We start from the raw sequence: 20,904 nt of genomic DNA on the forward strand, positions 1-20,904 counted from the left end.
GGCTCCCCTTTATATGGGAGGGTGAGAGGAAGAAAAGGTCCGGTAAAATAGAGGGTAAGACAGGGTAAATAAATTGAAAATTGATTTAAAATGAGCTATAATAGTTTTGAGTGCACAAAGCGTAAAAAAGGGGTTATGCTCATGGAAAGGATCAAAGGAAAGTCCATATTTGAAGGTATTGTGATAGGGGAACCCTATCTGAGAAAGAAAAAGGTACTCAATATAAAGGAGTATAAGATCGACGAGGCAGATGTAGAGAAGGAGATAAACAGATTTATAGTTGCCTTGGAGGAAACAAAGAGTGAGATCAGATTTTTAAAGAATTCCCTCAAGGGGAAGATAAATGACGATGAGCTTAAGATTCTTAAGGTGCACCTCATGGTACTAGATGATCCAGTACTTCTTTCAGAGATAAACAGCGGTATATCTAAAAGACTTACCAATGCTGAAAAGGTAGTGGATACTGTAGTTGGAAATTACATAGAGATGTTTAGCAAGCTGAAGGACCCGGTATATAGGCAGAGAGCCCTTGATATAAAGGATATTGGTGAGAAGTTGATAAATCACCTGCTCAGTGAAAAGAGGGAGCTGGAGGACCTGGATGGTAAGATACTCCTGGCCAAGGAGGTTTTTCCAAGCGAGCTCCTCAAGGCACACCACAAGGGGATAGATCTCAAGGGGGTAGTGACTGAGCACGGGGGGGATACCTCCCATGTGGCTATACTGGCTAAAGCCCTTAAGATCCCTACATTGATGGGGGTAAGGGGAATAAAGCAGATGAAGTGGGAGGGGACCATAATCCTGGATACCCGTAAAGACAACTCCTGTGTAATTAAGGATCCAAGTGCTGAGGTGCTGGAGGGGTATATAGCTGAAAAGAACAGACTAAACCAACAGACTAAGGAATACGAGAAGTTAAGGGATCTTCCTGCAGAAACAATGGACGGGGAGAGGATAAACCTCTATGTAAATGTAGGGGGAAATCTGGACCTGGAAGAGATAGGAAAGCAGTGTCCAGAGGGAGTGGGGCTCCTGAGATCTGAGTTTATCTATATAGATTCGGAGTTCTTTCCAAGTGAAGAGAAGCAGATGGAGATATATGAAAGGGTATACAAGCAGATGGGGGGAGACGGGAAATCCCTCACCATAAGAACCCTGGATATTGGAGCAGATAAAAACCTGGATTACTATGAGATGCCAGAGGAGATAAATCCATCTCTGGGCCTCAGAGGCCTGAGATTTACCCTGGCCCATGAAAGTATATTCAAGGATCAGCTGAGGGCTATCCTTAGGGTGGCTCACGGCAAGAATATAAAGATAATGTATCCTATGGTGACCAACCTTTGGGAGCTGGAGGCAGCAGAGGAAATCTTAAATGATGTAAAGGCTGAGCTGAGAGCCGAGGGGAAGACCTTCAAGGAGGATATAGAGATAGGGATAATGGTGGAGGTGCCGTCGGTAGTACTGCTGGCAGATGTCTTTGCCCAGAAGGTGGACTTCTTCAGTATAGGAACCAACGACCTGACTCAGTATATCCTGGCTGCAGACAGACAGAGCAGCGAGGTGGCCAACCTCTACGACGGCTATGACCCAGCGGTTCTGAGAGCTATAAATATGCTGTCTGAAGCAGCTGCAAAGTACGGAAAAAAGGTAAGCGTATGCGGAGAGATGGGGGGAGATCCCATGGCTATCCTGGCATTTATGAGTTTCGGGATATTCGATCTCAGCATGCTGTCGGCCTTTGTTCCAAGAGCCAAGAGCATCATTAGAAATGTAAGCCTTGAAGAGGTAAGAAAGCTCAAGGATGAGCTCCTTGCCAGCAAGGATTCAGAAGAGGTAAGGGAAATATTAAAAAGATCGTTAAGGGGTAAATTATGAAGAAAATAGAGGTAGAGATCAAAAACAAAGCTGGACTACACGTGAGACCATCGTCTCTCTTTGTACAGACAGCAACTGAATTTGATGCAGATATTATTGTAAAGTGTGACGACGAAGAGGTAAATGGTAAAAGTATAATGGGACTTATGCTTCTGGCTGCAGAGCAGGGAAGAACCCTTGTACTGGAAGCAGACGGGGAGGATGCAGATGAGATGCTGGATGCCCTTAAGGAGCTAATAGAAGTTAAGAAGTTTAACGAGGAGTAGAGTTGTGCCTGAGGTAATAAGAGCTAAGGAGATGGGCTTCTGCTTCGGTGTAAAGGGAGCTGTGGAGCTCGCTGAGGAACTGGCAGAGACCAGAAGGGATAAGAAGATCTATATGCTTGGAATGCTGGTGCACAATGAGCACGTAATAGATAAACTCAAGGGTAAGGGCGTAGAAATACTGGAGGAAGCCGACCTCTTAGAGGGAAGGGATAACCTTAAGGAGGGAGATATCGTAGTGGTGAGAGCCCACGGGACTATAAAGCCCGTATACGACAAGCTCCTGGAAAAAAAAGCGGAGATCCACGATGCAGCCTGCATCTTTGTGACAACCATAAGAAAGACTCTTCAGGAGAAGGAGAAGGAGGGATATGAAATTCTCTTCCTGGGGGACATAAATCACCCAGAGGTAAGGGGGATAATCTCCTTCGGTAAAACCGTGAGGGTCATAGAGGGGATAGAGGAGCTCAAAGCCACTAAAATAGAGGCTGAGAAGAAGTATGCCCTTCTTACACAGACCACCCTGAACAAAAATAAATTCCTGGAAGTGAAAAAATATATTGAAAGTAACTATCACAATATAGATATATTTGATAAAATATGTGGTGCAACCTATGTAAGGCAAAAAGCGGTGGAGGAACTGGCAAAGGAAGTAGACCTGGTACTTGTTGTAGGGGGAAAGAAAAGTTCCAATACCAAGAAGCTTTACGAGATATCTAAAAGGATAAATTTAAACACCTATCTGGTACAGGATGAAAATTCCCTTGATAGGAGCTGGTTTGAGAAGGTGAAGAGGGTAGGAATAACTGCCGGAGCCTCCACACCAGAAGAGGTAATTGTAAAAATAGAAAATATAATAAGGGGGACAATCTAATGTCTGATATTACTAACACACATGATGAAATGGATTTTGAATCAATGCTAAATGACTACATGCCGGAGGAAGGTGCTGTAGAAAAGGGTGAAAGAGCAAGGGGAGTAATCTCTCAAATGGATAGAAACTATGCTTACCTAGATGTAACAAGCGCAAGAACAGCAGTAAGAGTAAGAGCTGAAGAGCTAGACGGATACAACATCGGGGATGAGGTAGAGGTAATCCTTAAGGGAGAGACTAAGGACAACGATTTCATCATCGGATCTAGACAGGAAATAGACAGAATTGAAAACCTTGAGAAGCTTGAGAAGGCATTTGAAGCTAAGGAAGTTGTAAAGGGTAAGATCGAGAGAAAGGTAAAGGGTGGATACATCGTTAAGGTAATGTTCCAGCAGGCATTCCTTCCTAACTCACTATCTGAGATCCCTATGAACGATACAACTAACCATATCGGTGAAGAGATCGAGGTTGTTGTAAAGGACATCAAGGACGACAGAAGAGGAAAGAAGATCCTTGTTTCCAGAAAGGACATCACTGTAAAGGAAGAGACTGAGTTCTTTGAAAAGCTGAACATCGGAGACATCCTAGAGGTAACTGTAAGAAACATCATGGACTTCGGAATCTCTGTAAAGGCTGGAAAGTCAAACGGATTCATCCACATCTCTGAGCTTTCTTGGGGGAAGGTAGAGAAGATCACAGATCACTACAGCCTAGGAGATAAGTTTGAAGCTAAGATCATCTCTCTAGACAAGGAGAAGAGATCACTTAAGCTATCTGTAAAGCAACTTTCAGAGGACCCTTGGTCAACTGTAGATGCTAAGTATCCTGTAGATTCAGTTGTAGAGGGAAGAGTATCTAAGCTTGTATCATTCGGTGCATTTGTAGAGCTTGAAGAGGGAGTAGAGGGGTTAGTTCACCTTTCAGACTTCACTTGGAACAAGAAGAAGGTAAACGTATCTGAGTATGTAAAGGTAGGAGACGTTGTTAAGGTAAAGGTAATCGAGCTAAACAAGGAAGGAAAGAAGCTTAAGTTTGGAATCAAGCAGCTATCTGAAAACCCTTGGGATTCAGCAGTTGAAAAGTACCAGGAAGGAACTGTAGTAAAGGGTAAGATCGTTGAGAGCAAGCCATTTGGTATCTTCGTAGAGCTTGAAGCTGGAATCGACGCATTCGTACACCAGTCAGATTTCTCATGGACTAAGAACGCTCCTAAGTACAAGATCGGAGACGAGGTAGAGCTAAGAGTACTTAACATCGACACTGTAGATAAGAAGATTAAAGGTGGAATCAAGCAGCTTGAGAAGAGCCCTTGGGATACACTACTTGAGAACCACAAGGTAGGAGATGTTGTAGAGAGAGCTATCACAAGCATCACTGACTTCGGACTATTTGTTGAGATGGTAAAGGGTGTAGACGGAATGATCCACACTTCACAGGTTTCAAGAAACTTCGTAAAGGATCTTAGAAATGAGTTTGAAGTAGGTCAGGAAGTAAGAGCTCAGATCATCGAGATCGACTCTGAGAAGAAGAGAGTAAAGCTTTCTATCAAGAAGGTTGAGCTAGCTGACGAGGAAAGAGAAAACAGAGAACTACTTGAGAAGTACGGAACTGTTGGAGAAGACGCATAATTAACTTTAAATAGGCAGCCGGTCTTAAGAGCCGGCTGTTTTTATTGTTTGGTATGGTACTTTCTTGTCATGATACAAGAAAGTACCCAAAGAAAATCTAGGAATTCATAATTGTCTTTTAGGGTACCTTCATCATAGCCGTTCCTTAGCTGGGCTCTCTACAGAGCCTAAAGTAGCCCGACGGACCGAAGTAGAATTTTATTGTGAAGTACGACGACTATGAACCCCGTTTTAAAAATTTAAAAAGGGCTTTTTAGTAAGGGATAGTAATATATGAAAAGTGTGAGTTCAAGAAGATATTAAAAGCTCAAAGAGCTATTTTATGTGAAGGGGATTTTATTATGGGAAAAAAAAGAGTGAAGAATAAAACAAATAACAAGGTGAATAATAAAGCAACTAATAAAATAAATAATCAATTGAATGAGAAGTATGAAAAAACAGTGAGAAGTCTTGTGGGGCTGGGTATATTTCCAATGGCTTACTTTCTGGCCTTCCTTCCAGAGATGACCCAATGGAAGAGTATGACCCTCTTTGCTGTTATAATGCTCACGGGGAATGCAGCTTTAATAAGAAACCACAGGTCAAATAGGTACCTGGTACCTATGCTTATAGGATTTTTTATCCTGGGAGCAGCTCTGAATATCACCTTTCACGGTACCGCAAATATGGGTGTTCTCCTAGCTGTGGGTGTTGTTTTTGCACTGAAGTTTAAGACCTATGGGGAAGTTAAAAGGGAAGTGGCTTAAGCCACTTCCTTTTCTATTTTCTGATTTTTTAAACACCAAAAGAAAATTCGATACCTTTGTCTTGATACAAATGTATCCGAAAGATCAAGTCCTCCGGCAATTATCTTTATAGGTATTCCAAGTTTTCCATTGCTCTCCGAGGCTCTCTACAGAGCCTGAAGTAGCTAAACGCAATGAAGTAAGTTATTGTTGTGGAGCTAGACGATAACCTGCAAACAGCCCCTTCAATTAAAAGGAGCAATTCGTGTAAATTGGTGTAATTCGCGGTTACTGATTTAATTGTATAGATCTGTGGGTGAAAAGGTATTAAAAGCTTGGAGAGCTATTTTTTTATAATGGCCATCCTGTAGGCGGAGTAGTAGTTGGAATCTACCAGGAAGTGGTTTTTCAGCTCCCCCTCTATCTCAAAGCCAAGCTTCCTATAGAGGGCTATGGCCCCCTCATTGTCCCTTCGTACTTCCAGTTCCAGCTTTGTGAGATCTGCCATAGAGTTGAAGTGGTCTATGGCTGCCTCCAGAAGGAGCTTTCCTCCTCCCTGGCCCCAGTGACCTTTGAGGATATTCATTCCCAGGGATACTCTGTGTTTGAACCTCTCCCTTGCCTCCTCGTGCATCCCCAGCATCCCCACAACCCTTTCTCCATCAAGACAGACAAAGAACTTGTTGTTTGTGGCGGTCCCTGAAGCGATAAACTCCCTGAACTTCTCTATGGGCATGGTTTCTTTTCTTTCAGAGGAACCACACGCCAGAAAATCCGTCTCATCTGAACACCTCAGGAGGACTTCATAGATCTCCTCTGCCTGCCATATCTCTGCTTCCCTAACGATTAAATCCATGATAATCCCTCCCTTAAATAAATTTACCAAAGATATTACACCGAAAATTCATGGGAGTCAAGGGCCTTATATACTGAGAGTAACTTTAAATTTAATTAAAAAAACAATTGGTATATGGTACTTTGAAATAAAGGAAGGGAGCAGATGAATGAAAAAGATACTCTACGGAACCACAAACAGGGCCAAGATAGAGCATATGAGGGAGATGCTTCATGGGCTGGGAATAGAGATTGTTGGGCTGAATGATATCTGTAAAGATATACCTAAGGTCATTGAAGATGGGGGAACTCCCCTGGAGAATGCCAGGAAAAAAGCTGAAAGATACTTTTCAGAGTTTGGGATACCTGTATTCTCCTGCGATTCAGGTCTCTATCTGGAGGGGGTCAAAGATGATGAACAGCCAGGAGTCAATGTGAGAAGGGTTAAGGGGAGGGAGCTCTCCGACGAGGAGATGATAGAACACTACTCGGATCTCGCCAGAAGAAACGGAGGGGAAGTTGTGGGCTGGTATGAGAATGCTGTCTACCTAAAGATAGATAAAGATACCAGCTTCGGATATCAGGGGCCTGAGATTTCTTCGGAAAAGTTTATAATATCGGAAAAACCCTTCGATAAAAGGGTGAAGGGGTTCCCACTGGATTCCCTGTCCAAGCACTTTGTAACTAAAAGATATTTCTTTGAAGGACCTCAACAAGGTGATCACAAGGATGAGATGGTGGAGGGTTTCAGAAGGGTTTTTAGAGAATATCTAAAGCACACCCTTTAAAGGTGTGCTTTTTTAAGTGGTAATCTTTTTGAATTTTATAGTTTGTACTCTAAAAAATAAACCTTCCGATTGTTTATAGTTGAACTCCCGATTCTGACAATTTCAGCTCCCAGCTTAGTATAGAAGCCTACCACTTCTGGAGTGGCAACCAGGGAAAAGGTATTAACAGCTTTATCTTTACAGTAGGAGATCAAGAGATCCCACATAACCTTTCCATATCCGAAGCCTATAAAGCTTTTGGAGATGTAAAAATGGTTGAGGATATTACCGTCAGTTTCCAGAGAAAAGAAGCCTAAGATATTTGAAGAATCCTCCAGAACCAACACATTATTGGTTTCTATATATTTTTCTGTGATTGAGTATTGTTCCTTAAATATATCGAGAAATTCCTGGCCGAACTTCCAGTAAGCTTCAGAAGAAGCTGCCAGGTCCGTTAAGATTGTTGATTCTGTTGGATGTGCCAATCTAATATTCATAATCCCTCACCCCTACTATGATAGATAATATATCTATATACCCTGACCAATAAGGGATATCAAGAAGGGATTTATTAGAAGGAATAAAAAGAAAAAAGAGAGGAAAATTTTCCTCTCGATTTCAACTTGGGAGATCCTTCTGGGAGAATGTAACCTTCAAAAGGATCAATTGATTATACACTATTCCTTTAGGGAACTTTAAAGTGAGGAGTGGAGATATTTTAAACTTTAAACTTCTGTATTGTTATAGGGGATATTAATTTTCCGACAATAATAAGCAGCTTCAGGGCACACTACATCATAGCTCTCCTCTACCTGGTCCTTATTGTCTAAAAGCCAGATAATTCTTAGTTCCTTCTGGTGGGAGTAGTTCTTAGATTTTATAAAGAATTCCTCTAAATATTGAATCTCAGAAATATTTGGTTGCCCCTCAAAATTCTTTCTTAGAAAATGAAGTCTAAAGCTCCTCCTATTGCCTTGTCTTCCAATTGGTAGGGAGTTCTCTTCTTCAAGGAGAAATCTCTCTTTGTTTTCATAGAAGCACTTGCTAAAAGCATAAGCCAGAGCACCTATTTTCATACCGATTCTTGAAGCAAAATCGTGTATGGATTTAATTTCAAGACATGAGTTTCTCTGGAGAGCTTCAGCTATGGAGGGATTTAACTCGCTGCTCCCACATAAGATGTAAGCATTGGCTTTAGCCTGGGAAAAGGAGATGGTACCCTTAGAGTAATCTACTACCATTGATCTTCCCTCGGTCTTATCCCCTCTTTCCTTATCTTTATATTTTTTAAATTTTTCAAGGGAGGATAACCTCAGCTTTCCCTCCTCTAAAAATGAATTTACATATTCTTCCTCCAAATACCTATAACAATTCATTCCTACCTCCATAAATTTTCAAAAAATCCTCAATACGTAGTTATCCATAAGTTTAAATTTCCTTTAATTAGCTTCCTATAAAATCTCCTCAGAAAAATTTTAAAAGAAAGTTTAAAGTGCTCTGTTTAAAGGTGTGCGTTTTAATTGATTGGAATAATTAAGATGGACTTTAAAACCAATTTTTTAAATTAATTATATAAAAATAACTATTTGTTCTCTGAATTTTATTTATGAAATTTAGACGAATTAGGTTACTGGTGGCTAGCGAGTAAACTATGTTTACTTATGAAATTATCATGGTATAATAGAAAATAATAATTATATTCATGGGGGGAGATATGGATAAAAAAAATATAGTTTATAAAAGGCTGCGAGATATTGATTTGAGTGATTCATTCTTTAATTCTTTAAGAGAAGATTACATTGATTTTGATAAATGGTTTAATAAAAAAGCTGACAAGGGTGATGGTGCATTTATTATTGAAAATAATGGTATTAAAGGTTTTTTGTTTTTAAAGAAAGAGCATGGAGAGGTTAAAGATGTTAATCCACCATTGGAAGATAGAAAATGGCTTAAAATTGGGACTTTTAAAATCGATGCTCATGGAACTAAATTAGGAGAAAGGTTTATTAAAATTATAATGGACATAGCTTTTGAAAGAGGATATGAAGGGTTATATGTTACTATTTATGATAAGCACAGCACATTAGTTGAGCTATTAGAGAAATATGGCTTTGAGCTTCATGGTAATAAAAAGGAAGAAAAAGTTTACAAGAAGATATTTTCAGAGTTAAAAGGTGATTTATATTGTGACTATCCAAGGTTTAGCCTAAATAAGAGGAAGTACTTATTAGCTATTGATCCTGAATATCACACTAAGCTATTACCAGATTCACAGCTTAATACGGAGAAAGAAGTAAAGCATAAAGATATTTCCTATACAAATAGCATACAAAAAATATACTTGAGTAGGAACTGGCAATTGGAAGGGTGTGGTAAAGGAGATGTTGTTGTTATGTACAGAACAGCAGAACCTGGGAGAAAAGCAGAACATAGTGCTGTCGCTACCTCTATTTTAGTTGTAGATGAGATAAGAAAAGCAAAAAGTTTTAGTACTTTTAATGAATTTTATGATTACTGTAAAAAGTATACGGTTTTAAGTGAGGAGGAAACAAAAGAGTATTGGGAAAGTACGGATAAATATGATAGAAAAAATTCTTTTGTTTTAAAGATGTTATATAATGTTGCTTTAAACAGTAGAATAACTAGGCATAATCTTATTGAAAAAATAGGAGTTGAAAGAGATCAATATTGGGGATTTATTAAGTTGAGCGATTCTCAATTTCTTGATATTTTAGAATGTGGAGGAATTAATGAAGGTACTTATGGCTATTAAGCCGAAATATGCAGATAAAATTTTTTCAGGAGAAAAGAATTTTGAATTTAGAAGAAGTATTTTTAAAGATAAGAATGTAAAAACGGTTGTTGTTTATAGTACAAAACCTGTCGGGAAAGTGATTGGTGAATTTACTATAGATGAAATCATAAATAAGTCACCGAAAGATTTGTGGAACTTATCTAAAGAGTCAGCAGGTATAGAGGAAAATGACTTTATGAATTATTTTGATGGGAAAGACCAAGGGTTTGCAATAAAGATAAAGAAAGCTAAACTTTATAAAGCCCCTAAAATGTTATCTGACTTTAAAGAGGGATTGAAAGCTCCTCAATCATTTATATATTTACGTTAGCACACTATAAAATAGTGTGCTTTTTAATAGGAGAAATTTTTTTATATTTAAAAATGACTGTAGGCAGTCGTCGAACTTCACAGAAGAGATTAACTTCATTGCGTCGGACTCCTTCAGGCTCTGTAGAGAGCCCGGGAGAGCAATGGTAAATTTGTATATGCCCACAAAGACAATTGCCGGAAGTCTTGAACTTTTGGTTACTTTTTTTTCAAGAGAAAAGTAACGAATTTTTTTAAATTCTTCTTTCACTCCAACTTCCATTCTTTTCCTCGACCAAAAAAGAAAAAACTATACCAATTTTCCCACCCCCTGATTTTCCTAAATAGATCAACATGTCCATGAACAAAAATAAAACAAAAAATAATTCTTTACCAAAAAATAAGGGAATTGAAAAAACCTACCATTTATGATAGAATATCCTGATGAAATATAAAATGGAAAAGTTTTTTTTTGGAGGTTATTATGCTTGTAAAAGGAATACTTATGATCTTTATAGGATCTCTGATCGGATGGGTAACAAATTACTTTGCAATTAAGATGTTATTCAGACCACACAACGAGGTAAATATACTGGGATTTAAGATACAGGGGCTTATTCCCAAGAGAAGAAATGAGATGGCAGAGAGCATTGCTGCAACTATAGATGCAGAGCTTATCTCCATGAAGGATATAACTGGTACCCTGGACTCTATTGAGATAGAGGATGAGATAGATAAGATAGTGGATGTTGTGGTAGAGGATAAGCTGAAGAAGGAGCTGCTGGCTAAAATGCCTATGGCGGCTATGTTTATCAACGACTCCATTATGAACAAGGTAAAGGGTGTAGTAAAGGATGCCATAGAGGAGAACAAGGGAGAGTTTGTGGAGATAGTTATAAACAAGCTCGAGGAAAATGTTGATCTCAAGGCTATGGTAGTGGAAAAGATGGAGGGATTCTCATTAGATTACATGGAGGAGCTCACATTCAGGATAGCAAAGAATGAATTAAAACATATAGAGATAGTGGGAGCTTTCCTTGGAGGAGTAATCGGAGCAGCTCAGTTTGGAATCAGCTATTTCTTATAAGGGGCTGTAGATGGAGAATATGGAAAGAATGCTGTCAGCAAATGAGTTTCAAGGGGAGAGAGAGGTCCAAAGAAGTCTGAGACCCAGAAGATTTGATGATTATATCGGGCAGAACAGCCTGAAGCAGAAGATGTCGATCTTCATAGAGGCAGCTAAGAGAAGAGAGGAGTCTGTGGACCACATCCTTCTCTATGGACCGCCTGGACTGGGGAAGACAACCCTGGCCGGGGTAATAGCAACCGAGATGGGAGTAAACCTGAAGATAACCTCGGGACCGGTACTGGACAAGGCCGGAGACCTGGCTGCCATCCTAACCTCACTGGAGGAAAATGATATCCTCTTCATAGATGAGATCCACAGACTGAATACATCTGTAGAGGAGATCTTATATCCAGCCATGGAGGACAAGGAGCTGGATATAATAATAGGTAAGGGACCATCGGCCAGATCCATAAGGATAGAGCTGCCAAACTTTACCCTCATCGGTGCCACAACAAGGGCGGGACTCCTAAGTTCGCCCCTCCGTGACAGATTCGGAGTGGTACACAGGATGGATTACTATGAGGAGAGCGAGCTCATAGACATAATCCTCAGAGGAGGAAGGATCCTGGGAGTAGAGGTTAAGCAGGAAGGGGCCCGTGAGATAGCCCTCAGAAGCAGAGGTACACCGAGGATAGCCAACAGATTTTTAAAGCGTGTAAGGGACTATGCTGAGATAAGGGGAGACGGAATAATAGACCAGAAGCTCTCTGTGGAGGCGCTGAGCCTTCTGGGAGTGGACTCCTACGGACTGGATGAACTGGACAGAGAGATCCTCACATCCCTGGTGGAAAACTACGGGGGAGGACCAGTAGGAATAGAAACCCTTTCCCTGGTACTGGGAGAGGACAGAAAGACCCTGGAAGAGGTATATGAACCCTACCTCGTTAAGATAGGTTTTATTAAAAGAACACACAGGGGACGTGTGGTGACGGAAAAAGCTTATAAACACCTGGAAACAGAAGGAGAAAGATAAGGATGAAGATAAGTACAAGAATAAGATATGGGTTAAGAGCCCTTGTATACATTGCAGAGCAGAACAGAAACAACAATAAACTTGTAAGGATCAAGGAGATCTCAGAGGATCAGAATATATCTGTACAGTACCTGGAGCAGATCCTTTATAAGCTGAAGAAGGAAAATATCATAGAGGGTAAGAGGGGTCCCAACGGGGGATACAAGCTTGTGGGAGAGCCTTGCGAGATAAGTGTATACAGATTATATGAGATCCTGGACTCAGAGGTACGTGTGGTGGACTGCAACGAGAACTCTGAAAGCAGAACCTGTGTAGATGCAACAGAGTGCAGAACAGCGTGTCTGTGGAGCAAGTTGGATAATGCCCTAACTGAGATCCTGGCTGGAACAACCCTTGAAGATCTTATGAACAACAAAGAGATGATATAGGAGATATATTGTGATAAGTGTTTTTGTAGAGAAGGAAAGTATTAAGGGAAATATTGTAGAGATTAGGGAGAAGCAGGATATAAACCACCTGAAAAACTCCTTCAGAATGAAGGCAGGAGACAAGCTGAGGGTAGTAGACGGTGAGTTTGAGTATATGTGCAGGATCATAGAGGTGGAGAAGAAGGAGATCTTAGCGGAGATAGAGGAGAGGATAGAGGACAGATACTCTACTGAGGCGGAGATAGATATCGCCCAGGGGCTTCTGAAGAACGATAAGATGGACCTCACTATCCAGAAACTCACAGAGATAGGAATAAACAGGATAATACCAATGGTCACAGAGAGAACTGTGGTTAAGGTAAAGGAGAAGAAGGCCAAGTGGGATGTGGTATCCAAGGAAGCTCTCAAGCAGTGTCAGGGAGTGAAACTTGTGGATATAACAGCACCTCAGAGGCTCAAGGATATAGCGTTTGAAAGTTATGATTTGGTACTACTGCCCTATGAGTGCGCAGAGGGAACGAGGATAACAGATATCTTAGACAGGTGCGAGGAAAAGCCTGGAAGGGTTCTGTATCTAATCGGTCCAGAGGGCGGATTTAGTGAAAAAGAGGTAGAGTTTTTAGTGGATAGGGGTGCAAAGGTTATTAGCCTCGGAAGAAGGATTCTGAGAGCTGAGACAGCAGCCATAGTAGCAGGAGGAATTTTAGTAAATGAACTCGGTTAAGAGAGTAGCCTTCTATACCCTCGGGTGTAAGGTAAATCAGTATGAAACAGAAAGTATTAAAAAGCAGTTGCTGGATATGGGTTATGAAGAGGTGGACTTCACAGAGAAGGCTGAACTCTACATCGTTAACTCGTGTACTGTAACAAGTATCGCAGACAGAAAGACAAGAAACATCCTGAGAAGAGCCAAGAAGAACAATGAGGATGCAGTTGTTGTGGCAACAGGATGCTACGCCCAGACCAACGCAAAGGATCTGGAGGAGATAGAGGAGATAGACTACGTTATCGGTAACAGTGACAAGGGAGCTATCATAGACCTTATCAAGACAATAGATGAGGGGGGAGACGTAGAGAGAACCCTTCACAGAAATATATTTGATGCCAATGAGTATGAGGAGCTTGAGTTCTCTACCCTTAGAGAGATGACAAGAGCCTACATCAAGGTGCAGGACGGGTGCAACAACTTCTGCTCCTACTGTAAGATCCCCTTTGCCAGAGGAAAGAGCAGATCCAGACAGCTGGATAGCGTGGTAGAGGAGAGCAGAAAACTAGCTTCAGAGGGATTCAAGGAGCTTATTATAATAGGAATCAACCTTGGGGCTTACGGGGAGGACCTTACAGAGGATGTAAACTTTGAGGACCTTCTTGTGGCAGTATCTCAGGTAGAGGGAATAGAGAGGATCAGAATAGGTTCTATGTACCCAGACAAGATAACGGATAACTTTATAGAGCTTATGAGGACAAATCCCAAGCTTATGCCTCACCTTCACATCTCCCTTCAGTCGTGTGACGACAAGGTGTTAGAGGGGATGAAGAGAAAGTATGACAGCTCAGTGATAAGGGAGAGACTTCTAAAGCTTAAGGAAGCTGTCCCAAATATGGAGTATACAGCAGATGTAATCGTAGGATTCCCAGGTGAGGAGAAGGAAGGCTTTGAAAATACATGCAAGGTCATAGAGGAGATAGGATTTTCCGATCTTCATATCTTCCAGTATTCCGACAGGGAAAACACAGTTGCCAGCAAGCTTCCTGGAAAGGTGAATCCTCAGGTGAAGAAGGAGAGAGCCAAGGCTTTAGAGGAAGTAGAGGACAGAATGTTTGAGGAGATGTCCAAGTATATAGGTAAGAGGGTAAGGGTTCTTGTGGAGGAATCCAAGCATGGTAAATCATATGGGTATACTGAAAACTATCTGAGAACTGAAATTTTAGATTATACAGGTAAACCCAATGAAGTGGTAGAGGTAGAAATAAATCAGCTAAAAAAGGGGATGCTGTCAGGTGGTAAGAAATAGTAGACAAAGAAAAAATAAATTAAAGTTTTTAATGTTTGTAGTAACTGCAATAGCAGTTCTTTCAGTAGTTCTCGTACTAAACATGGGTAAGAGAAACCTGGGAGAAACTGAAAACTGGGATAACTATATGGTTATAGGTAAGGACAACGTCTTTGTGGTATATGGAGAAAAGCTTGCTATTCAGGTTCCCTTTGAGATAAGCATGAACAAGGACAGAACCCTTGGAGACATAGCTAAGTCCAAGAACTACGAGGAGGTAGTGAGAAGCCTTAATGAGATCCTTCCTGAAAAGGTAGAGAACTTTAAGGTGGTAAGCAGAGGGCAGGTGGAGATCGATGCTAAAAGCATGAAGCAGATACCTGAGATCGCTATGAACGATAAGAGATATGTCCTTACATCAAGCCTTAACGGAATGTTTTTAGAGCTTTACTATGACAGTGCTACAGCTGAGGGGAACAACAACATAATAATAGATGTATTAAACGCCAACGGTAGAAGCGGATACGCAAGGGAAGCAGGGGAAAAGCTTGCTAAAACTTTCCCGCTGAAGTATAATGCGGCTAACTTTGATACATTTGAGCAGTACAGCTATATCCAGAATAAGGACCTCTCAGATGAGAAGCTTAAGGAGATAGTAATGGAGCTAGATGAAAAGTACTTTAAGATAAAGGAGGAGGGAGCTCTTCCTACCCTAGCCAACGCCGTAGTGGTTCTTGGAAGGGAGCAGGAGGGACTTCTCAACATAAACATCTACTCAACTGAAAAGACTGCAGCAGCTACAGAAAGACAGCTGAAAAGAATCGGATATAAGAGTGTTAAGGGGATTGCAGGTAAGGATATAGACAACAGCTTTGTGGAGTACAACAAGGCCGACTACTATACAGCTTATAAGCTGGCTGAGAGACTTGGAATCAAGCACATGGTTGAAAACAAGGATTTAAAGGAAGAGATAAATATATTTATAAATGACTAGGGGGAGTTATGGCAGAGAAACTGGATATCATAGTGGATGCAATAGAGGATAAGAAGGGCAGAGATATCTTGGCTTTGGATTTTGAGGGAAGCAGCTCTGTCTGTGACTACGTAGTAATATGCACTGGAAGTTCCAACAGGAACATCCAGGCTATTGCTGACGGGATAAATGAAAAACTAGGTGAAAACAATATGAGAAGGCTGAGCATGGAAGGGTATGACGACGCCAAGTGGATACTTGTGGACTGCGGAGATGTCCTCGTGAATATCTTTGACAGGGCTACCAGAGAGGAATACAGGCTGGAAGTGCTGTGGGCCGATGCCAAAGAAGTGCTGAGGAAGTAGCTATGTTTGAATTAGTATCTTTTATATTAGTATTTATAGAGAAGAGTATATCCTTTGACTACCCCTATAACTTTATAGCGGTGCCCTTTCTCACCTACCTGGTATACAGGAAGGGAGTAGAGGCTTTTTGGGGTGTACTCCTTCTGGCATTTTTGGTATCCATGGGAAGTATAACCATGGCAGCAGCTACCCTTGTGGGAATCTTCTACTATGTAGTTTTCTACCTGCTGTCCACCTTCATGGCCTATGAAAAGATAAACCTTCCCCTTATAACTGCCATCCAGGCAGTTACCTATAGCGGATTTGTCTACTATGGATCTGGGATCTTCTCCCTGGGGAATTTTGGTAAACTTGTAGTAGCTTATGCCATATTTAACTATTTATATATGGATAATGGAGAAAAGTTGTTTGGAGTTAAGTGATGAAGAATAGACTAGGTATAAAGTTAGGCGGCGATACAGAGAACAGATCCTTGATATTCCAAGTAATTGTAGTGGTGATCTTCACACTTCTTGCTACAAGGCTTTTTTATTTACAGGTAGTAAGAGGGGATGAATACAGGGAACGTGCAAATAATAACAGAGTTAAGTTAAAGAGAATAGAGGCTCCTAGAGGAAAGATCTTTGACAGTCAGGGAGAGCTCCTGGCTACCAATGAGGCCGGTTACAGGCTACTCTATCTAAAGGAGAGAAAATATAGTGAGAAGGAATTAAAGGAAATATCTGAATTATTGGGTCTCACAGAAGAATCGGTAGAAAGAAGGATAAAGTATGGAGAGATATTTCCATACACCAGAGAAAATATATTAGTGGATGATCTCGATGAGGATGAAGCCCACAGGATAATGGAGAAGCTATCGGAGTATCCATACCTGCAGGTTCAGGCCTATGCTAAGAGAGAATACCTATATGATACCTTGGCTTCTCATGTACTGGGATATGTAAAGAAGATCTCAGCTGAGGAGTATGAGGAACTGAAGGAATTGGGGTATACTCAGAGGGATACCGTGGGGAAGAATGGTGTGGAAAAGCAATATGACTACCAGCTCCAGGGGAAACCAGGTTATAAGTATATAGAGGTAAATGCTCTCAACAGAATTGTGAAGGAGCTTAGACAGAGACAGCCAGTTCCAGGAAAGGATATGTATCTAACAATTGACTCCAGGCTTCAGGAGGTTATGGAAAAATATTTTGAAGAGAAGAAACTACAGGGAAGTTTTGTAGCAATTAACCCTAAAAACGGAGAGGTTATCGCCATGGTAAGCTATCCGACCTACTCCCTGAATATGTTTACTTCAAGATTTACCTCTGAAGAGTGGAACTCGATTATGAATGATAAAAGAAAACCCCTAAGAAATAGAGCCATAGCAGGAGAATACCCCCCAGGCTCTGTATTCAAACCCATAGTATCTGTGGGCCTTTTAAATAACGGTCTCAATCCAAAAAAACAATACTTCGATAATGGTTACTATCAGATTGGAAAGTGGAAGTGGAGATCTTGGAAGAGAGGCGGACACGGATATGTGGACTTCAAGAAGGCCATCACAGAATCGGCAAACCCCTATTTCTATAGGCTAGGAGATGAGTTAGGGCCTACTAAGTTAATAGAGACAGCAGCTGATTTTGGAATGGGACAGAGGACAGGAATAGACACTCCGGGAGAGAGATCCGGAAGGCTGCCTGATGATGAGTGGAAGAGGAAAAATATGAATGAGCCGTGGTATAGAGGAGATACGATAAACCTCTCCATAGGACAGGGATACCTAACAGTGACACCACTTCAGATGGCTGAGGCCTATACTCTTCTTGCTAATAAGGGAGTGGCATACAGACCACACCTTGTAAGGACTCTTAAGGGGAAGGATGAAACAGTAGTAACAAAAATTGAAAAAGTGAAGGAATTAAATTATTCCAAATCTTATTATGACCTCATAACAGATGCAATGGTAAATGCTGTAGAAGCAAGTAATGGAACTGTAAAAGCTCTCAGAACAGAGGGCTTAAGGGTAGCAGCCAAAACAGGATCAGCACAAAATTCTCAGTTTAAGAAGACACACGCCTGGGTAGGAGGATATTTTCCTGCACATGACCCAGAGGTTGTTTTTGTGGCCTTTGCCGAGGGGGCAGGTGGAGGAGGCTCTGTAGCAGCGCCTGCAGCCAAAGCCTTTATTGATAAGTACCTTGAATTAAAAGGAAATAATCACTTTGACTAGAAAAGCTTATTATTAAATTTTGAAAAATTTTAAGGTTTTTTAGGGTGGCCTTAAAGTCTTTTGTAGACGGAGGAAGAAATGAGTATAAAACATCAGGAAAAGGAAATAAAGAAAAAATTTCCTTGGTACAGGAACAAGAAGAAAAAAGCAGCACCAAATTCAAATGAAGCTGTAGAAACTAAGGAAGAAAAGACAGAAGTAGCAGCAAAACCAGTTGCAACAGCAGAAGGGAAGCCGGCTCCAAAAAGGAAGTCAAAGGAAGCTGAAAAAGCTAAAAAAGAGGAGAAGATGTTTGTAATTCCTCTAGGAGGACTGGATGAGATAGGGAAAAATATGACCCTTATCCAGTACAGAGATGAGATAATTATCGTAGATGCAGGAATGGCCTTCCCAGACGATGAGCTTCTGGGAATAGATATAGTTCTTCCAGATTACTCATACCTTGAAAGCAACAGGGAAAAGATAAAGGGAGTATTCATCACCCACGGTCATGAGGACCACATCGGTGGACTTCCATACCTTTACGGGAAGATCGACACAAATATCCCTACCTACGGTGGAAGACTGGGACTGGCTCTGGCTAAATCCAAGTTTGAGGAACCAGGTCTTGGAAGAAAGACTCCTAAGATGAAGGAGATCAAGGGAAGAAGCAGAATTAAATCTGGAAAGTACTTCACTGTGGAGTTTATCAAGGTGACTCACTCTACAGCAGACTGTTATGCTCTGGCTATTACAACTCCAGCAGGAACAATCCTTCACACTGGAGACTTTAAGATGGACCTTACTCCAGTAGACGGTGTAGGAGTAGATTTCCTGAGACTGGCTCAGCTGGGAGAGAGCGGAGTAGACCTTCTACTTTCCGACTCAACTAACTCTGAGGTTGCTGGGTACACTCCATCGGAAAAGAGTGTAGGAGAAGCACTGAAGACAGAGTTTATGAAGGCCAAGGGAAGAATAGTTGTAGCAGCTTTTGCGTCTCACATCCACAGACTTCAGCAGATAATAGATGTAGCTCACCTGAATAAGAGAAAGGTAGCCGTTGACGGTAGAAGTATGGTTAAGGTCTTTGACATAGCTTCTAAACTGGGATACCTAAAGATACCTAAGAATATAATGGTATCACTAGCTGAGATAGAGAAACTTCCAGAGAATAAGGCAGTAATCCTTTGTACTGGAACCCAGGGAGAGCCTATGGCAGCCCTTTCAAGAATAGCTAAGAAGATGCACAAGCATATCAAGTTGAGAAAGGGAGATACTGTAATCATATCTGCAACACCAATCCCTGGAAATGAAAGAGCTGTGTATAACAACATAAATAACCTGCTAAAGCACGAGGCAGATGTAGTATTCAGAAAGATAGCCGGTATCCACGTATCTGGACACGCTAGTAAGGATGAGCAAAAGCTTATGCTTAACCTTGTAAAACCTAAGCACTTTATGCCTGTACACGGTGAGTACAAGATGCTTAAGGCACACAAGGAAACTGCAATGGAAACTGGAATACCTGAAAAAAATATCATCATTGCAACCAATGGTAATAAGATAGAGGTAACAAAGAGCAAAGCCAAGATAGCAGGTAAGGTAAACTCTGGAATAGTTCTGGTAGACGGACTGGGAGTGGGAGATATTGGTAATATCGTTCTACGTGACAGACAGCAGCTAGCTCAGGACGGAGTTGTAACAGTTGTTATGACTATCTCCAAGGAGACTGGAAGTATCCTTGCTGGACCGGACATCGTTACAAGAGGATTTGTATACTCGAGAGATTCAGAGAGAATGATAAATGAGGTAGCAGGTGCTATAAGGGAGAAGTTAAAAACCCTTGAAGAAAAGAATGTTACTGAGTGGGCAGCTCTTAAAACAGCAGCCAGAGATGTGGCATCTAAGCACTTTTACGATAAAACAAAGAGAAACCCGGTAATCTTACCGATAATAATGGAAGTATAAGAAGGAGAAAAAAGATAATGGAATTAACAAGTAAGCAAAGAGCATTTTTAAAGAAGCAAGCACATTCACTGGATCCTGTGGTAAGAATAGGTAAGGATGGGCTATCTGAAAATATAGTAAAGAGTCTATTGGATGCAATCGACTCTAGAGAACTGGTAAAGGTAAAGATACTTCAAAACTCAGAGGTAGAGAAGAGAGAAACAGCTTATGAGCTTGCCCTTAGAAGCGGATGTGAGCTAGTGGCGATAATCGGTAGAACTCTTATCTACTACAAGGAAAATGAGGACAAGCCAGTTATTTCAGAGGAGCTAAGAAGAATATAACATTTTAACGGGGGAGAGGTATGAAAGCAGGAATACTTTTTGGAAACAGAATAGCAGACGTTGTTTTCATAGCATGGTTTATAGCTCAGTTTTATAAACTGCTAAGCTGTGTGGTAACTGAAAGAAGGATTGACATAAGAAGAATGTGGGGAACTGGCGGAATGCCCAGTTCCCATTCCTCCACAGTAACATCCCTTGCAGCATCTGTGGCTATTGTTGAGGGAGAGAAGAGCACCCTCTTTGCCATAGCCCTGATATTTTCTGGAGTAGTAATGTATGATGCTGCGGGAATCAGAAGAGCTGCCGGTAAGCAGGCAGGGGTACTGAATAAGATTGTAGAGAGGCTGGCACATAAGATAGAGGAAAAAATACACGATGAAACCCTCAAGGAGCTATTGGGACACACACCATTTGAAGTACTTATAGGTGCTTTACTGGGAATAGTGGTGGCTTTCCTTATGAGGGGATACTTGCTGGCTTAGGAGTAG

Annotated in this window: 23 protein-coding genes; 20 read left to right on the plus strand and 3 right to left on the minus strand. The window is 41.1% G+C overall.

The genetic code is table 11. The features are described from left to right. The first annotated feature begins 141 nt into the window (after positions 1–141). From ptsP to QMG11_RS15570, 5 genes are all read left to right on the plus strand, one after another. Positions 142–1,878, plus strand: coding sequence for a phosphoenolpyruvate--protein phosphotransferase (gene ptsP / locus QMG11_RS15550; RefSeq protein WP_281837225.1), 1,737 nt, complete (start codon positions 142–144; stop codon positions 1,876–1,878). After that, positions 1,875–2,144 carry an HPr family phosphocarrier protein gene (locus QMG11_RS15555; protein ID WP_281837227.1) on the plus strand — a complete coding sequence of 90 codons (270 nt, stop codon included), beginning with the start codon at positions 1,875–1,877 and terminating at the stop codon, positions 2,142–2,144. The genes ptsP and QMG11_RS15555 overlap by 4 nt, the downstream gene beginning before the upstream one ends. Positions 2,145–2,148: 4 nt before the next feature. Then, positions 2,149–3,015, plus strand: a complete 867-nt coding sequence (locus QMG11_RS15560; protein WP_281837230.1) for a 4-hydroxy-3-methylbut-2-enyl diphosphate reductase — start codon at positions 2,149–2,151, stop codon at positions 3,013–3,015. Further along, positions 3,015–4,643 (plus strand): S1 RNA-binding domain-containing protein, encoded by a 1,629-nt coding sequence (locus QMG11_RS15565; RefSeq protein ID WP_281837231.1) that lies wholly within the window; start codon positions 3,015–3,017, stop codon positions 4,641–4,643. Before QMG11_RS15560 ends, QMG11_RS15565 begins: the two co-directional genes overlap by 1 nt. A 341-nt stretch (positions 4,644–4,984) precedes the next feature. Further along, the gene (locus tag QMG11_RS15570) at positions 4,985–5,389 is read left to right on the plus strand and encodes a hypothetical protein (RefSeq protein WP_281837232.1); all 405 of its coding nucleotides are present in this window, start codon (positions 4,985–4,987) and stop codon (positions 5,387–5,389) included. 322 nt (positions 5,390–5,711) lie between these two features. Here the strand turns inward: QMG11_RS15570 and QMG11_RS15575 are convergent, their stop codons facing one another. After that, positions 5,712–6,224 carry a GNAT family N-acetyltransferase gene (locus QMG11_RS15575; RefSeq protein ID WP_281837233.1) on the minus strand — a complete coding sequence of 171 codons (513 nt, stop codon included), beginning with the start codon at positions 6,222–6,224 and terminating at the stop codon, positions 5,712–5,714. 148 nt (positions 6,225–6,372) lie between these two features. Here QMG11_RS15575 and QMG11_RS15580 point away from each other — a divergent pair, with 148 nt between their 5' ends. Then, positions 6,373–6,990: a non-canonical purine NTP pyrophosphatase gene (locus QMG11_RS15580; protein WP_281837234.1), complete on the plus strand. Its 618-nt coding sequence runs from the start codon at positions 6,373–6,375 to the stop codon at positions 6,988–6,990. 35 nt (positions 6,991–7,025) lie between these two features. Here the strand turns inward: QMG11_RS15580 and QMG11_RS15585 are convergent, their stop codons facing one another. Both QMG11_RS15585 and QMG11_RS15590 read right to left on the minus strand, forming a co-directional pair. Continuing rightward, on the minus strand, positions 7,026–7,466 hold the full coding sequence (locus QMG11_RS15585; protein ID WP_281837235.1) for a GNAT family N-acetyltransferase: 441 nt from the start codon (positions 7,464–7,466) through the stop codon (positions 7,026–7,028). 228 nt (positions 7,467–7,694) lie between these two features. Continuing rightward, positions 7,695–8,345 (minus strand): hypothetical protein, encoded by a 651-nt coding sequence (locus QMG11_RS15590; RefSeq protein WP_281837236.1) that lies wholly within the window; start codon positions 8,343–8,345, stop codon positions 7,695–7,697. Between the two features lie 338 nt (positions 8,346–8,683). Here QMG11_RS15590 and QMG11_RS15595 point away from each other — a divergent pair, with 338 nt between their 5' ends. From QMG11_RS15595 to QMG11_RS15660, 14 genes are all read left to right on the plus strand, one after another. Next, a complete protein-coding gene (locus QMG11_RS15595) occupies positions 8,684–9,742 on the plus strand; it encodes a hypothetical protein (RefSeq protein WP_281837237.1) in 1,059 nt (352 codons plus the stop codon). Continuing rightward, the gene (locus QMG11_RS15600) at positions 9,720–10,094 is read left to right on the plus strand and encodes an ASCH domain-containing protein (RefSeq protein WP_281837238.1); all 375 of its coding nucleotides are present in this window, start codon (positions 9,720–9,722) and stop codon (positions 10,092–10,094) included. The genes QMG11_RS15595 and QMG11_RS15600 overlap by 23 nt, the downstream gene beginning before the upstream one ends. 462 nt (positions 10,095–10,556) lie before the next feature. Then, the gene (locus QMG11_RS15605) at positions 10,557–11,159 is read left to right on the plus strand and encodes a DUF445 domain-containing protein (RefSeq protein WP_281837239.1); all 603 of its coding nucleotides are present in this window, start codon (positions 10,557–10,559) and stop codon (positions 11,157–11,159) included. A 19-nt stretch (positions 11,160–11,178) separates the two neighbouring features. After that, positions 11,179–12,174 (plus strand): Holliday junction branch migration DNA helicase RuvB, encoded by a 996-nt coding sequence (ruvB, locus tag QMG11_RS15610; RefSeq protein ID WP_309302096.1) that lies wholly within the window; start codon positions 11,179–11,181, stop codon positions 12,172–12,174. Positions 12,175–12,176: 2 nt separating this feature from the next. Beyond that, the gene (locus QMG11_RS15615; protein WP_281837241.1) at positions 12,177–12,602 is read left to right on the plus strand and encodes an RrF2 family transcriptional regulator; all 426 of its coding nucleotides are present in this window, start codon (positions 12,177–12,179) and stop codon (positions 12,600–12,602) included. Positions 12,603–12,612: 10 nt separating this feature from the next. Beyond that, complete coding sequence (locus QMG11_RS15620) at positions 12,613–13,326, plus strand: RsmE family RNA methyltransferase (protein WP_281837242.1); 714 nt, start codon at positions 12,613–12,615, stop codon at positions 13,324–13,326. Continuing rightward, the gene (gene mtaB, locus QMG11_RS15625; protein ID WP_281837243.1) at positions 13,313–14,617 is read left to right on the plus strand and encodes a tRNA (N(6)-L-threonylcarbamoyladenosine(37)-C(2))-methylthiotransferase MtaB; all 1,305 of its coding nucleotides are present in this window, start codon (positions 13,313–13,315) and stop codon (positions 14,615–14,617) included. The genes QMG11_RS15620 and mtaB overlap by 14 nt, the downstream gene beginning before the upstream one ends. Then, a complete protein-coding gene (locus QMG11_RS15630; protein WP_281837244.1) occupies positions 14,604–15,590 on the plus strand; it encodes a LytR family transcriptional regulator in 987 nt (328 codons plus the stop codon). Before mtaB ends, QMG11_RS15630 begins: the two co-directional genes overlap by 14 nt. 8 nt (positions 15,591–15,598) lie before the next feature. Beyond that, positions 15,599–15,934: a ribosome silencing factor gene (rsfS, locus tag QMG11_RS15635; RefSeq protein ID WP_281837245.1), complete on the plus strand. Its 336-nt coding sequence runs from the start codon at positions 15,599–15,601 to the stop codon at positions 15,932–15,934. A gap of 2 nt (positions 15,935–15,936) precedes the next feature. Continuing rightward, the gene (locus QMG11_RS15640; RefSeq protein WP_281837246.1) at positions 15,937–16,356 is read left to right on the plus strand and encodes a hypothetical protein; all 420 of its coding nucleotides are present in this window, start codon (positions 15,937–15,939) and stop codon (positions 16,354–16,356) included. Further along, positions 16,356–18,146, plus strand: a complete 1,791-nt coding sequence (gene mrdA / locus QMG11_RS15645; protein ID WP_281837247.1) for a penicillin-binding protein 2 — start codon at positions 16,356–16,358, stop codon at positions 18,144–18,146. The genes QMG11_RS15640 and mrdA overlap by 1 nt, the downstream gene beginning before the upstream one ends. A gap of 78 nt (positions 18,147–18,224) precedes the next feature. After that, positions 18,225–20,093, plus strand: coding sequence for a ribonuclease J (locus QMG11_RS15650; RefSeq protein WP_281837248.1), 1,869 nt, complete (start codon positions 18,225–18,227; stop codon positions 20,091–20,093). 17 nt (positions 20,094–20,110) lie between these two features. Continuing rightward, on the plus strand, positions 20,111–20,416 hold the full coding sequence (gene yhbY, locus QMG11_RS15655) for a ribosome assembly RNA-binding protein YhbY (RefSeq protein ID WP_281837249.1): 306 nt from the start codon (positions 20,111–20,113) through the stop codon (positions 20,414–20,416). A 20-nt stretch (positions 20,417–20,436) separates the two neighbouring features. Continuing rightward, the gene (locus tag QMG11_RS15660) at positions 20,437–20,898 is read left to right on the plus strand and encodes a divergent PAP2 family protein (protein WP_281837250.1); all 462 of its coding nucleotides are present in this window, start codon (positions 20,437–20,439) and stop codon (positions 20,896–20,898) included. Positions 20,899–20,904: the final 6 nt, after the last annotated feature.

Origin of the sequence: Propionigenium maris DSM 9537 (genome assembly GCF_027925155.1) — a bacterium.
In the GTDB taxonomy this organism is placed as follows: Bacteria; Fusobacteriota; Fusobacteriia; order Fusobacteriales; family Fusobacteriaceae; genus Propionigenium; species Propionigenium maris.